Raw genomic sequence first — 14,321 nt, 5'->3', positions numbered from 1 at the left:
AAGTCGCTCATATGGAGATGTAGGTTATAAGGCTGTTTTTTCGTTTTTTGTGTAACTGTGGCAATGGTAAGTTACATGACTTTTAGTGCTTCCCTCTAAAATAATAAAATTGCTCTTTAGATTAGAGAATATATTGAGTATTGTTTGTCTTATTTTAATTTTGGAGTTTAATATGACTTGGGAAATACTTAACCAGAAGCCAACAAACAGTAATGCTAGAGATGTTGTTGTATTGAATAGATTTAGTAACTTTTTACGTCAGTTAGATATTGATCCTAAAATATTAGATAAGAGAGAAGTTAAAATCACAAGACAAGCGATTTTAGTTATCCAGGCGATGACAGATTTTGATCGAAAGAATGTGATAAAAGATATTTATAAAATTATAGATAACCCTAAAAGAGCAAGTCTAACTAAGCATAGTAGAAACCCTTTTTGGCGCTTGGCAAGGAATGTTGATCCTTTTAGATCTTATCATTTTTTAATTCTTTATCGTATTTCTGATGGTGATTCTGTAGTTATCGAAGAGATTATGTTAGATAGCAATCTGCATGGTTCAAAGTTAGAGTCTAAAAAGCAAAGAACTATGTTATATGATATAAAGAAAGAAACAAATGCTCGTTACTCAGAAGATAAAAGTACTAACGAAGATATTCAGTCTGCATTGAATAGTTGGGATGGGAAAGGCGCCAATATCATTCCGAAAATTAATTGTGATCACGTTACTATAAATGGTATGAATAACGATTATAATACAGCTTCAAAGTTAATGGGTGTTCATACGGATATCGCATACAGAAAAGATAATATACTTAGGTATAATTTGTTTCATAATCCTACAGATGGAGGGATTTTTGACTTGGCTGAGTGTGTTTTTGATCAAACCCGTATATTCAAAAGTAGAAATGCGAAGCAACTTGCTTCTTTAATCATTAAAACACAAAGTGAACGTCGTCGAGTGAAATGGACTGTTCATAGTCAAGGAGCTATCATATTTCGTTCTGCGATTGAGGAAGTAAAAAGACTAAGGCCTGAGCTAAGATTAGACGGACATGAATTGGCAGTGCATAGCCCCGGTGGTAATTATGGTATTTTATCCATTAAAGCAAAGCGCTTAGGCATGAAAGTTCAGCCACTGAGAGCTAACCCAGCAGACTTTGTACCTAATGTCATTGGGTTAAATGGTGTAACAAGTATCACCAAGATGAACTTGAGCTTGAGTCCTGTTTTCATTTGGGCTTGTTTTCTATCCAAAACCATAGGCGGTAGTCCTCATTCATTACCATATCTTGGGTTAAATACTTACGAAAAACAGTTGAGAGAGTCAGGTGCTCGGCAAAAGGCTAGGGTGATAGGTAAATATGCAAAAATTGGTAAGCATTAATGGGTATCAGGTCTATTTTAAAATTAAAATTTCGGTCAGGAGCGAAATTGTCTAAACCTAACCAAAGACTTTATCGGTTTGGGAGTCTCGTTTGTGATTTGACTGTACCTGGGGGATTTTACGAATCAAATAGGGCGGAAGAAAGCCCAGAGATTACGCGTGATTTCTTAGAAAGTAATGTTAAGAATGATTATCATAATCAATTTTTTTTGGTAGAGCGCTTAGAGTGGCCTTACCATACGATAATTCCATACCCAGGAACATACGACTATTATGGGCATTTGATAATGAAACTTAGCTTGGTTCCATATGCAAAGAGCTCAAATGTTAAAAAATCTCTATATGATATAAGAGATGATATCTTATTTCGATATGATGATTTTTATAATGCCGAAGAACATGATCCTAATACGGGGAGAGGGTACAATAAACATAAAATAAAATCTATATATAGGCATTACAACGAAGAGGTGGTTTTGGGGAATGAAGAGCTAAGAAATGAACTTATAAATAATAAAGTTTTAGATACATTGATAGTTCCTCCAACTATAACGCTACATCATGACTATATTAAATATGAATCTGAAAAGAGCTTTTCTAATTTTAAGAGTAATTATTGCTTTTTATTTAATGAATATTGTTACTTGAGCATAGAGTTTTATCACAATGGATGGACTGATCGTTATATGAAAGTTTGTCTTGAAAATTCTCAGGAAGCTGAAAATATGATTGTATCCTCGATAAAAATATCAGAGTTATTGGATTGACATATTTTTGATAATTAGGTTTATAATATAAAACCCAAGAGCAGAAATTTGCTACTATTTGTAAAAGTTGAAGGCTAATTCCAACCGAATAGCATCCGGCATCAAACCAATTTGATTTTCAATATCCAGTACTAACTTACGTTGAGAGAGTGCGCTTTGCTCTTGCTGATCTACATCCGATTGAGACGTTAGGCCTTTTTTACGTAGGTTTTGTTTACGGTCTAACTCTTTGTTGGCGATAACCAGGCGGTTGGCTTCTATCTTGAGGGTGCTTTTGAGATTCGCTTCTTCTTGGTTCAGCTTAGCCAGAGAGGTTTGGGCAGATTTGAGATCGGCTTGAGCTTGAACCAGTTTCAACTCGTAATCGAGTGGGTCGATTCGCAAGATTTCTGTCCCTGCTTGCAACACTTGTCCTTTTTCCAGCTGCGGATGGCGGTAGACCACTTTCCCCGTCACTTCGGCTATCGCTTTCCATTCCACTTTTGGGGCGATCTTGCCAAACCCTATGGCTACTGGAGCAATGGCTTTGAGCTCAAGTGGAATCGTCTCGACCAACCGTGCACGATCTCCTGCGGGTTTTACGGGCAAATCTGGTTTGAGGCTAATCGCCAAAAACAGAATGACGACCCCCACCGCAAGAGCAGGAAAGAACAGCAGCTTTTTATTTATCTTCATATTGTTCGCCCGAGTCTAAAAATCCATGTTTCATCAGTTGTATGTTGTGTTCGAATAATCGGTTCAAGAAGGCTTCAGAAAGTTCAATGCCATGAATGGCGAGCAGTGCTGGTGGTGCCATAAAAGGAAATACCATCAAGCTGATGTAAGAGACGCGACAAAGTTGAGGGTCGGCGTCTTTTCGTAAAACGCCACTGTCGATCAACTTATCAAAGATCACGCCTTGCATTGGCTTACTGATATCTGCGAAGACTTTTTCGAGCAGTTTGCGTTGGGTTTCCGATGGGGGCATATTCATAACTTGGGCAACTAAGCGTGGGAACTGTGGTACCTTGATCATTTCGCGGTAGTAGGTGCGCATTAGATCGAGAAAGTTTTGCTCGTTACTGTTGGATACCAACGTCTGCATCTGCTTTTGCATCGGTGACAGTGTTTCGCGCAACATGGTCTCGAACAAGCCTTCTTTGTTGCCAAAGTAGTAACGAATCATCGCCACGTTCACGCCTGCTTTCTGCGCGACTAGGCGAGTAGAGACCTTGTCATAAGCCATAATGGTGAAGAGTTCGCGCGCGTGGAAAATCAGTTTTTCCCGTGCGTCGATATTATCTGTGGGTCTTCCCGCCCTTCGATGCGCTTCCGTCACAATCTTCTCTCAAAATATTAAACATTTGATTAATTATAAGACGCTGATTTCTCATGCGACATGTGAAAAATTAATCAGTATTTAATCAAGTGATTAATTTGTGATGAAGAGAAGTAAAAAAGAGCAGAAAGAACTGCTCTTTGAACAAATAGAAAAGTATTTACTTAGGAAAAACGGTCTTTTGAGGCTAGATCACCCCCAACTTAACACACTCCAATTCGGTCTGTTGGCGTGTTCTTTTAGTTGTGGGCATGGATTTACCAGATAAGCGTAGTTCGCGTATTCACAAAGCGGTAAATCGTTGATTGAATCGGTATAGAAATGGATTTCGGAATAAGGCTCAGGCTGATTTTCTAGCCACTGTTTTAATCGCGTGACTTTGCCTTCACGATAACTCGGGATACCGTCGATTTCAGCAGTATAACGGTTGTTTTCCTCGATTAAATCAATTCCGAGTGCGGTTGGAATATTAAGACGGCGACCAACGGCTTCCACCAAAAAAGTGACGCTGGCAGAGATGATAACCATATCTATATCATCACGAGACAGTTGCTCAATCAGGGTTTTGGCTTGAGGGAACTGTTTAGGCAAAATATGGCTTTCAACACATTCTTCAACCAAGGCGTTTACTTCTTCAATCGGCATGTTTTCTAGTGGCTTCATGGAGAACGCTAGGTAATCTTCCATGTCCATTTTGCCTTCAGAGTACAAGGCCATTAGACGCTGATCTTCCATAATAAATAAAGGATCAGTCGCGATGCCTCTCTCAACCATAAACTCGTTCCAAATCATTGCGCAGTCAGCGTTTATTAGGGTTTCATCCATATCAAAAACATACAAAGGTTTGGACATGTTTAGGCTCTCACTGGTTGAATTTCGTTTAGGTTAAAGAGTAGCTCTAGTTGGCTGCCATTCGCTAGTAAGCGTTCTGAAGAGCGGTTAAGCAAGTCAACAGTGAGCTCACACTCTTCAACGTTCACTTGATAGCGAATAACATTACCTAGAAGCTGGTGGTTGGTGATCGTACCTACTTGTGGCGCTGAGATGTGGCTATCATATTGACGACCTTGCTCTTTTACATATATAGACTCTGGGCGAATCGCTACTTTCCATTCGGTATCAATGTTGAAGAGTTGCTTGGCTTTATTGGCCTCTACAAGGTTGTAGTGCCCCATGAAACCGGCCACAAACTCGTTAGCAGGATGAGTATAAATTTCTTCAGGTGTTCCTGCTTGAACAATTTCCCCTTTACTCATTAGGAAGATACGATCAGACATAATCATCGCCTCTTCTTGGTCATGAGTTACGAAGATAGTGGTGAGATTCATCTCTTTCTGAATGTCTCGGATTTGCTGACGAAGGTGTTTGCGGATTTTGGCATCAAGCGCAGAAAGTGGTTCATCAAGCAATAATATGCGAGGTTTCACCACCAACGCTCGAGCGAGTGCGACACGCTGGCGCTGACCGCCAGAAAGTTGATGCGGATAGTGTTTTTCTTTACCTGCCAGATCCACCAGTTTGATGACTTTAGCCACTTCACGTCGAATATCATCATTCGCAAGCTTTTTCATTTTTAAGCCAAATGCAATGTTGCCTTCGACGGTCATATTGGGAAACAGCGCATACGATTGAAAGACCATCCCAATACCACGCTCTTGCGGGACTTGATGCGTGATATCTTCTCCGTTTACCCAAATCTCGCCTCCATCGACAGGGTTAAGCCCAGCAAGGCTGCGAAGTAGTGTCGATTTACCACAACCGCTAGGGCCCAAAAGCGTAATGAATTCACCTTGCTCGATGTTAAAGTGAATGTCCTCAAATACGGTGTTATCACCAAAACGTTTAGTCAGATTTTTCGCTGTTACGTAGCTCATTGTTTGACTCCTCGGCTGAAACGACTTGCCAACCAAGTCAGTAAAAAAATAAATAGGAAGTAGGTCATCACTAAGGCAGACGTAAAGTGGCCGCTCGTCTGACGCATGTTATACAAGTAGATTTGCAGGGTTTCATAACGTGTGCCGACTAAAATATTGGCGAACACAAACTCTCCCAATAGAAATGAAAATGAAAGGAAAAGCGATGCCATCAGTCCTTTTTTGAGGTTAGGTAAAATGACCATCAAAAACGCTTTGGTTGTGCTTGCTCCTAGCAAGTGTGCAGCGTCCATTAAATCGTTAAGGTTAATTGCTTCGAAGCTATTAGAAATCGCACGATACATGAACGGTAACGCTATGGTGAAGTAAGTACCTACTAGAATCCAAGGAGTACCGATAAGGGAGATTTCACTGTCAGCATAAAGTTGAAGCAAGCCGACGGAGGACACCACTGGTGGTACAGCGAATGGTAGCAAAATCAATACGTTCATGAGCTTATCGAGCCTTGGAAAGTAGTAAAACACCACGAATATCGCTGGCAGAACTAGAATCACACTGAGGGTTAGCGAAGCAATACAAATAAACAGCGAACGCCCAAACGCTTGCAAAAAGCGTGGGTCGGTCAGCAATTTAACGTACCAATCAAAAGTGAAACCATCTGGAAGCACCGTGGCGCCCCAGCGTGATGAAAGCGAATAGACAAAGGTCGCTAAAATCGGGATGAGCATGATCCCAACAATGGAATAAACCACCGTTTTATGGAATCGAGTATTAACGTTGTTCATGACTACTTCCTACCTGCATAGCTTTTCGAAATGAGCCATTGGTTAATCACTGTGATAAAGGCAAGTAACGCCATTAGAATCACCGAAATTGAAGCGGCGAGATTAGGTTCAAGGAACAGGTCTCCCGATACCAGACTCGCAATTCGAATTGTGATGACGTTATAGTTACCGGAGGTCAGCGCATAAACACTCGCATAAGCGCCAATTGCGTTGGCTATTAAGATAATAAAGGTACCGAATAAGGCTGGTGAGAGCACTGGCAGAGCGATTTTCGCCCAATACTGTGATGTTTTGGCTCCCAGTAGCGCAGCAGCTGCTTGCCAATCATCACTCAACGCGTCGAACGCAGGGTAGAGCAACAACACCGCCAGCGGGATTTGGAAGTAGATGTAAATGGCCAGCAGACCCCATTTACCATAAAGGTCGAAATCACCGAGTAAGCCATACTGCTTGAGCAAAAGGGTAATCGCCCCATTGGTGCCCAAAATAATGATAAAAGCGAATGACAGAGGTACGCCTGCAAAGTTGCTGCTCATGTTCGTAAACGCAATCACACCGTCGCGGACTTTAGAATCGACTCTGCGTAGAGAAGAGACCAACAGAGTCGCAATGGCTAAGCCAAAAATGCTCGACCATACAGCTAACCACAAACTGTTGCCAAACGCCTGCATCATAAAGGCGGAGTCGAGCACTTCAATGTAGTTATCGAAGGCAAACTCGCCATCGTAGATAAAGCTGTTTAACAGTACCCAAATCATCGGTGCGAGTTGAAATAGGTAGAAAAACAGTGCGAAAGGCGCCAACCAAACGGCTGGCTTAAAGCGCTTTAACCAAGTACTTGCCAAATTTGAACGTGATTCGCTAGAGCTTGGGGAGAGGACTGAACTGCTCATAGTGCTAACAATTCCTGAGTGTATGGCTTCGTGTGGTCAAGGTTTAGCAATTGACAAACGGTGCCACAAATATCAGTTTGCTTAATATGACAATCTTGATGGGTAAACTTATCACCAATGACAAACAGGGGAACTTCTCGCTCTTCAGGTAAAATCCCACCGTGAGAAAGATCGTTGTTCATGCCATGATCGCTGGTCACAATGATTTGATACCCATCAGCAAGCCATTGATCGATGTAGTTGGAAAGAATAATGTCTGCACCTCGCGCACAATTGCGGTATTGGCGAGAGTCTAGGCCAAACTTATGTCCTGTATCGTCGATATTCATCGGATGGATCAGTAAGAAATCAGGTTGATAGTTGCGGCGTAAATACTCTGCGTCCAGGAACAAGGCTTCATCAGGATAATGATCCCAATGGTAAAAGCAGCCGTGCTGGATATTCAGGGTTTCATCATGCGTGAAACGATCGCGAACAGGTTCAAATGGCGCGCGATTATAAAGCTCACTTACCCAGTGGTAGGCAGCCGCAGCGGTCACTTTTCCTTGGGCTTTTGCCAAACTGAAAATGGAATCGTGTTTGGATAGACGAACGATATTGTTGTTTACGATGCCGCTTTCTACAGGGCGAACGCCCGTTAAAATGCACTCATAAAGTGGGCGAGACATAGAGGGCAGCTCACACTGCACAGGATAAAGCGTTGCGCGAGTTTCTTGTTGGGAACGACTTTGTTCTAGAAGACCATTGAGGTAGCCCATGCAATCACGGGCTACCTGATAGTTCAGTCCATCTAGAACAACAAGGATGACCTTATTGCTCATAACGACTTACTCTTATTGCTGGTGGATTAAGACACTTTCTTGCCATTGACGTGGCAGCTTACGTGCGGACTTTTCCCAAGCTGAGAAGTCAGTCACTGGGTGAACATTGCTGTATTGGTCATTAGCAATTAGCTTGTCTTGCACTGCTTGAGGCAGTGTGATGTTGGTGCGGATTGGACGCGCATAACCTTCTGCTAAGTTGATTTGCCCTTGATCGCTGAAGATGTATTCACGAGCAAGCTTTGCTGCATTAGGGTTCTTCGCGTATTTATTGATTATGGTTGTATAACCAGAAATCACAGAGCCATCTTGAGGAATGCTCACTGTAAAGCGGTCGCGGTCAATTTTGTCGCGGTAGTTCAATGCATTGAAGTCCCACATGATCGCCACTTCAACTTCGCCTTTTTCTAGGTTGGCGATGTTCGGATCGGTAAATGAAAGACGACCTTGCTTCGCGAGTTCAGAAAAGAATTTTAGCGCAGGCTTGAGGTTGGATTCGTCCCCACCGTTGGCGAACGCTGCGGCGAGAACCGCGTTGTTTGCCTGTGCTGCTACGCCTACGTCACCTACGGTCACTTTGTAGTCGCCGTTTAATAGGTCATCCCACGTTTTTGGCGCGTCTTTTACGAGGTTATTGTTGGAGATAAAAGAAATAGTGCCAGTGTAAGCAAGTGCCCAATGACCATCTTCGTCTTTTGCCCAATCTGGGATGTCATTCCAAGTTGTTGGTTTATATGGCTGAGTGACGCCTTTTTTAACCGCTACACGTGCGAAGGCAAAGCCTACGTCACCAATGTCTGCGGTCGCGTTTTTCTTCTCAGCTTCGAATTTTGCGATTTCTTGAGCTGAGCTCATATCCGTGTCTTGGTGCTTAAGGTTGTAATTTGACTTTAAATCAGCCCAAGTGTCTTTCCAGTTTGCCCAACTGTCAGGCATACCCACACTGTAAACCGCCCCTTCTTTTTGTGCTGCTGCTACCAAAGATTCAATATCGGCTTCTTTCGCTACTGTTGGCGTAGCGAGCGTTACCGCAATGATTGCCGCTGGTGCGGTAATTGAACGACTTAGCAAAGTTTTCATTGTCTCCATCCTTCTGGACTAGGTCAGTAAGTTCGCTTTGTATGCTATGGATGGAATGTGACGATTTAGCGCAAGTAATTTGACAGTTCTGCTGATTTTATATGGCACTTATATTTCATACGTTCAGTATGTGTTCTGTTGATTAATGTCATATTTTTGTTACGTAAACGCCTTATGTTATTCGTCAAATTATCCTTGGACTAGATCAGAATGAGAGCGACAGGCACCGGACAATTTGGTACCCAATTAGGAAAAATTAGAAGCAGCTTAAAACAGCAGATTCTTTCCGGCATCATGTCGGAAGGACAAAAACTGCCGTCAGAGAGAGAGCTCAGTGAGCTGTTTTCTACGACTCGAATCACTATCAAAGATGCGTTGGTGTCTTTGGAAACGGAAGGTCTTATTTATCGAGAAGAGCGCCGGGGTTGGTATGTATCTCCTGAGCGTATCTGTTACAACCCGTTGTCTCGTTCTCACTTCCATCAGATGATTCGAGAGCAGCATCGTATTGCAGAAACCAAGTTACTCAACGTACGAAGTGAAATGGCTGCAGGTGAATACGCAAAATCGTTAGAGGTTGAGCGAATTACCCCAATTTATGTAATTGAACGGTTACGTTTTATTGATGGGCGAGCGGTATTGTTTGTTGAGAACGTGCTCAAAGCGGCACTGTTTGAGGGGATATTGTCTGAGAACCTCACCATGTCCCTGACGGGCATTTATCGTGAGAAGTATGGTTACGAGACAAAGCGCTCTCGTTTTGATGTGATTCCAACGTCAGCTCCTGCTCATGTCGCTAAGGCGTTGAACCTAGCTGAAGGACAACCCGTTCTGAAAATTCGGCGGGTAAACTACAAACAAGATGGGCATTTAATGGACTGCGAATTCGAGTATTGGCGTCCAGACGCCGTGATGATTCGCATTGATAGCGTAGGATAAAGCGCAGAATTAAAAAGAGCCCAATGAAGGGCTCTTTTTCGCATATTGGTTAGAGAGGCGGTTTAAACGAGGCCTTGCTCTTTCGCCATTCTGCTTGCAATGCCGGGTGCTTTCCAAATGCTTGGCAGCAAAATGAAAGACACAGGCACGGCAGTAATTACAATGAAAGACTGCAATGCAGAAATACCACCAGAGCCCATTGAGATAAGCGCAATAGCGACAATACCCATAATCAGCCCCCAGAACGAGCGAATCACTGCGTTTGGTTCTGTTGAGCCCGTCATCACTACACTGATTGTGTAAGTCATCGAGTCACCCGTCGTCACGATAAATGTTGTCGTTAAGATCAGGAACAGAACCGAAATGATCATTGGGTAAGGTAATTCACCAGTAATCGCTAGCAGTGCTGCAGGCAAGTTAAAGCCTTCAAACGCAGATGAAATCAAACCAGGGTTATCAAGTTCAAACGCAAGGCCACTGCCACCAACGATACTAAACCAGAAGCAAGTAATCAGCGGTGCCGCGATGCTAATAGACATGATTAATTGGCGAATTGTACGACCACGAGAGATACGAGCAATAAAGATCGCCATCATTGGGCCATAACCGATAAACCAACCCCAGAAGAATACTGTCCACCAGCTTAGCCAGCCTGTATCACCACGGTAAAGTGCCATAGGGAAGAAGTTATCCACCATACGACCAACGCCTTGCACGTAACCATCAACGATAAAGCTTGTCGGCCCGAAGAACAGGATGTAACCAATTAATAGTACAGACAAAATGATGTTGTAACGACTGACGATTTGAATACCCTTGCTCAAACCGCTCAGTGCGGAAAGGGTATACATCAGGATCGCCGCCATAATAACCATACTTTGCGTTACGAACGTATCTGGCAGGCCAAACAATGAGTTTAGCGCGTAGCTAATTTGTAAACCTAAGAAGCCGATAGGACCGATGGTTCCTGCTGCTACTGCAATGATGCTACATGCGTCAGCAACATCACCAATCCAGCCTTTAATGGCTTTATCACCAAAAACAGGGTAAAGCAGAGTACGCGGCTTAAGAGGCAGGCCTTTATCGTAATGCAAGTGCATTAAGACAATGGAAGATAGACCACCAAGGATCGCCCAAGCTAAGAAGCCCCAGTGCATAAAAGACTGAGATAGGGCATTGATTGCGGCAGTTTTCGGTGAAGCTTCCCCGTATAGAGGCGGAGCAGTCACAAAGTGGGCGATAGGCTCAGCAGCAGCCCAGAATACACCACCACCTGCAAGTAGAGTACAGAGTACGATTGACAACCACTTAAAGTTATCAATATCAGGTTTCGCTAGACCACCTAGGCGCACATAACCAGTGCGACCAAACGCAAGAGCCAAACCAATTAGGAAATTCAGAAGAAGCAGTACTTGCCAGTAAGCTCCGAAATATTTAGTAGCAAAGCCGAAGCCGGTGTTAACCATTGCGGTTAGAGAGTCGGTATTCGTTAGAGCAAGTAAAACGAATAGAGTGAGGAAGCTACCACTTAACCAAAAGACAGGATTGGTGAGTTCGAGGCGCTTGAGTAAAGATGGGGGATGAATAGCAGAATAGTCAGCATCCTGAATAGGCGCTGTGTGGGAGGCGGCATTCGTCATATTTGACATAATTACTTCGCTTTTTAGGGCTATGAAGCCGTGCATTTCCCCTCACATCGTTTCAACGAAAAGTGTGAGGATGTTCAAAAAGCCGATGATGTTAACATGTCGAAGTTGCAAATATAACCTTAGATTTCGATTAATTTTTAACAGGTTAGCCAAGTTGCTGATTTTTGGGTAGAGATCAAAAGAAAGAGTTTTTACGTGAAATGCACCGCATTTCGTATGTAATTAACATTTCCCTTGTTTTTGCATGGGATTATCAGGATTACATTGAGAAAACATGTTTTTCCCAAGCTAAGGTTTAACTCAATGGCTCACTTCGAACTTAACGGGCAGTGGATGCTTACCTCGCAACAGCGTCCCGATCTTGAAATTCCAATGTTTATTCCGGGCGATAATGTGTCGGCGCTTTTACAAGCAGAGCAGATTCCAGATCCTTATTTTGCCGATAATGAAAACAAAGTTCGATGGATTGAAGAGTGTGAGTGGCATATCTCACGTGAGTTTGACGTCGACGCGTTTACGTTGTCTGCCAAGCAAATTTGGATGACGCTAACTCGTGTCGATACATTGGCAACCTTCTATGTTAATGGTGAGCTAGCACTAACGTGCAGCAACATGTTTACCCAGCAACGTGTGGATATTAAACCGCATTTAAAGCAAGGTACTAACACGATTCGGATTGAGTTTGCTCGGGCGGATTTAGAAGGTATCGCAAGAGCAAAAAAACTGCCATTTCCTATTCCATCGGCAATGGGCAACAACCAAATTCCACACATGAACTTGATCCGCAAAACACAATGCCATTCCGGATGGGACTGGGGCATTTGCTTGATGGTATCGGGTATTTACGACCCCATTCAAATCGACATTGTGAATGAGCTTTGGCTCAAAGGCTTCTCGACAGAGCAGCAATGGCAAGCCGATGGGAGTGTGTTTCTTGATGTAGTAGTTGAAGTGGAAACGGACAGTCAACGCCATGAAATGATGGTTGAATTTAATGGTGAGCGTCAATGTATTCAAACAAAAGGAAGTGGTCACTATCATTGCCAGTTCCACATTTTGGAGCCTCAACGCTGGTGGCCATCGGGTTATGGCGAAGCGTATCTCTATCCCATTACCATTTCTTGCAGAGAGCAAAAGTTAACGCACAACATTGGTTTGCGTCAGTTAACCCTAAATAACCAAGCTGATGAGCACGGCTCTGCAATGGAATTTATCGTCAATGGCGTACCGATTAATGCTAAAGGTGCCAACTGGATCCCTATTGACGCAATGCCGGGGCGAGAGTGCGAAACACGTTATCGCAACCTTTTGCAAAGTGCGGTTGACGCCAACATGAACATGATTCGCGTATGGGGCGGTGGTCAGTACGAGAGTGAAACCTTTTATAACCTTTGTGATGAACTTGGCTTGTTGGTGTGGCAAGACATGATGTTCGCCTGCTCGTTGTACCCATCAAACGACGAGTTTTTAAAAGACGTAGAAGAAGAACTTAGATTCCAAATCCCGAGGCTTAAGAAGCACCCATCAATCGCACTTTGGTGTGGTGACAATGAAGTGATTGGAGCTATTGGTTGGTATGACGAATCTAAGCGCAGTAAAGTCAAATACACGGTTAACTACGATCGCCTCAACCGCATGATTGAGAAGGAGATTACCGAGCAAGATAGCACTCGCCGTTTCTGGCCAAGTTCCCCATGTAATGGTGAACTGGATTTCGGTGATGCGTGGCATGATGATAGTAAAGGCGATATGCACTTTTGGGACGTTTGGCATTCAGGAAAATCATTCAGTGCCTACCTTGACGTGAATCCTCGTTTTTGCTCTGAGTTTGGTTTTCAATCTTGGCCATCTTTTGCTGAAGTTAAGCGGTTTGTCCCTGAGCAAGACTGGAATATTACATCCCCAACTTTCGAACAACATCAGAAGAACCCTCGAGGTAATAGTATTATCACAGAGATGTTCACGCGCTATTTTCGTTTTCCCTCTGGATTTGAGAGTATGCTGTATTTAAGTCAAGTTCAGCAGGCAATCGCGATCAAAACTGCATGCGATCATTGGCGTGCCATTTCTCCAGTTTGTCGCGGCATGCTGTACTGGCAACTCAACGACAATTGGCCTGTCAGTTCTTGGTCTAGTTTGGAATACAGTGGTAGATGGAAGCAGTTGCACTACCATGCAAAACGCTTTTTTGCGCCACAGTATTTGGTATTTTCCGAGCATACAGGCGAGTTGAGCCTACATTTGCTCAATGATGCAAAAGAGCCCGCAAGCGTCAACGCACTGCTTAAGTGGGTAGATTGGCAAGGGGAAGAAAAGCAATGTTGGAGCTTAGAACAAACAGTCATAGCAGACAGCAATACGATTTTGTGGCAGTTGGATGAATTGATCGAGAAGGATGAACTTACGTCAGGCTTCTTCTATGTTGAAGCGCAAATCGGTGAAGACAGAATAAGCAACACATGGTTTAGTACTCACGAGCTAAAAACCTTGCCGATAGCGAAAGCCAATATAGATGTCTCTATTGAAGGGAGGCGAATTACATTGATTGCGGATAAGCCTGCGTTTTTTGTTCATTTGGAGAGTGATGCTGATGGAAGGTTCAGTGACTCCAGTTTTACTCTGTTGGTCAATGTTCCAATGACGGTTGAGTATTTAGGTGATGATGTTTCAGGTATGCAGCAGTCGTTGAGGGTATACCACCTTAATGATTAAAGCGGGCATAGAACATCTACATGCTGATAACTAAAAAGGGAGCGTTTGCTCCCTTTTTAGTTATCAAGTATCCGTTATTAAGCTCAGGTGGAGACAGAA

12 protein-coding genes and 1 pseudogene are annotated in these 14,321 nt (G+C 43.3%); 4 read left to right on the top strand and 9 right to left on the bottom strand.

Annotation, left to right across the window (positions count from 1 at the left end):
- Positions 1-172: 172 nt before the first annotated feature.
- Together NL626_RS09575 and NL626_RS09570 are read left to right on the top strand one after the other, a co-directional pair.
- Positions 173-1,384, top strand: a complete 1,212-nt coding sequence (locus tag NL626_RS09575) for a hypothetical protein (RefSeq protein ID WP_250156853.1) — start codon at positions 173-175, stop codon at positions 1,382-1,384.
- A 47-nt stretch (positions 1,385-1,431) separates the two neighbouring features.
- Positions 1,432-2,151 carry a hypothetical protein gene (locus NL626_RS09570; RefSeq protein WP_253657273.1) on the top strand — a complete coding sequence of 240 codons (720 nt, stop codon included), beginning with the start codon at positions 1,432-1,434 and terminating at the stop codon, positions 2,149-2,151.
- A gap of 93 nt (positions 2,152-2,244) precedes the next feature.
- Here NL626_RS09570 and NL626_RS09565 read toward each other — a convergent pair.
- The 8 genes and pseudogenes from NL626_RS09565 to NL626_RS09530 all read right to left on the bottom strand — a co-directional run.
- Positions 2,245-2,826 (bottom strand): annotated as a pseudogene (locus tag NL626_RS09565) (HlyD family secretion protein); the annotation flags it as partial.
- The gene (locus NL626_RS09560) at positions 2,813-3,469 is read right to left on the bottom strand and encodes a TetR/AcrR family transcriptional regulator (protein ID WP_158173376.1); all 657 of its coding nucleotides are present in this window, start codon (positions 3,467-3,469) and stop codon (positions 2,813-2,815) included. The pseudogene NL626_RS09565 and the gene NL626_RS09560, both read right to left, overlap by 14 nt.
- Before the next feature lie 192 nt (positions 3,470-3,661).
- Positions 3,662-4,321: an HAD family phosphatase gene (locus NL626_RS09555; protein WP_158173377.1), complete on the bottom strand. Its 660-nt coding sequence runs from the start codon at positions 4,319-4,321 to the stop codon at positions 3,662-3,664.
- A 2-nt stretch (positions 4,322-4,323) separates the two neighbouring features.
- The gene (locus NL626_RS09550; protein ID WP_005373862.1) at positions 4,324-5,343 is read right to left on the bottom strand and encodes an ABC transporter ATP-binding protein; all 1,020 of its coding nucleotides are present in this window, start codon (positions 5,341-5,343) and stop codon (positions 4,324-4,326) included.
- Positions 5,340-6,128: an ABC transporter permease gene (locus NL626_RS09545; protein ID WP_005373859.1), complete on the bottom strand. Its 789-nt coding sequence runs from the start codon at positions 6,126-6,128 to the stop codon at positions 5,340-5,342. Before NL626_RS09545 ends, NL626_RS09550 begins: the two co-directional genes overlap by 4 nt.
- 2 nt (positions 6,129-6,130) lie before the next feature.
- Positions 6,131-7,021: an ABC transporter permease subunit gene (locus NL626_RS09540; protein ID WP_238844273.1), complete on the bottom strand. Its 891-nt coding sequence runs from the start codon at positions 7,019-7,021 to the stop codon at positions 6,131-6,133.
- A complete protein-coding gene (locus tag NL626_RS09535; RefSeq protein WP_005373854.1) occupies positions 7,018-7,842 on the bottom strand; it encodes an alkaline phosphatase family protein in 825 nt (274 codons plus the stop codon). Before NL626_RS09535 ends, NL626_RS09540 begins: the two co-directional genes overlap by 4 nt.
- A gap of 12 nt (positions 7,843-7,854) precedes the next feature.
- Positions 7,855-8,922 (bottom strand): ABC transporter substrate-binding protein, encoded by a 1,068-nt coding sequence (locus tag NL626_RS09530; RefSeq protein ID WP_253657272.1) that lies wholly within the window; start codon positions 8,920-8,922, stop codon positions 7,855-7,857.
- Between the two features lie 210 nt (positions 8,923-9,132).
- Here NL626_RS09530 and NL626_RS09525 point away from each other — a divergent pair, with 210 nt between their 5' ends.
- Positions 9,133-9,861, top strand: coding sequence for a UTRA domain-containing protein (locus NL626_RS09525; protein ID WP_005387087.1), 729 nt, complete (start codon positions 9,133-9,135; stop codon positions 9,859-9,861).
- Between the two features lie 62 nt (positions 9,862-9,923).
- Here NL626_RS09525 and NL626_RS09520 read toward each other — a convergent pair whose 3' ends face one another.
- On the bottom strand, positions 9,924-11,510 hold the full coding sequence (locus tag NL626_RS09520; RefSeq protein ID WP_005373846.1) for a BCCT family transporter: 1,587 nt from the start codon (positions 11,508-11,510) through the stop codon (positions 9,924-9,926).
- A gap of 303 nt (positions 11,511-11,813) precedes the next feature.
- Here NL626_RS09520 and NL626_RS09515 point away from each other — a divergent pair, with 303 nt between their 5' ends.
- Positions 11,814-14,222, top strand: a complete 2,409-nt coding sequence (locus NL626_RS09515) for a glycoside hydrolase family 2 protein (protein WP_253657271.1) — start codon at positions 11,814-11,816, stop codon at positions 14,220-14,222.
- Positions 14,223-14,321: the final 99 nt, after the last annotated feature.

This window comes from Vibrio sp. Y58_MX_L22 (genome assembly GCF_024181865.1).
Taxonomy (GTDB): domain Bacteria; phylum Pseudomonadota; class Gammaproteobacteria; order Enterobacterales; family Vibrionaceae; genus Vibrio; species Vibrio alginolyticus.
The sequence above is the reverse complement of the archived record's forward strand: the minus strand, read 5'-3'. Positions and strand labels throughout refer to the sequence as shown.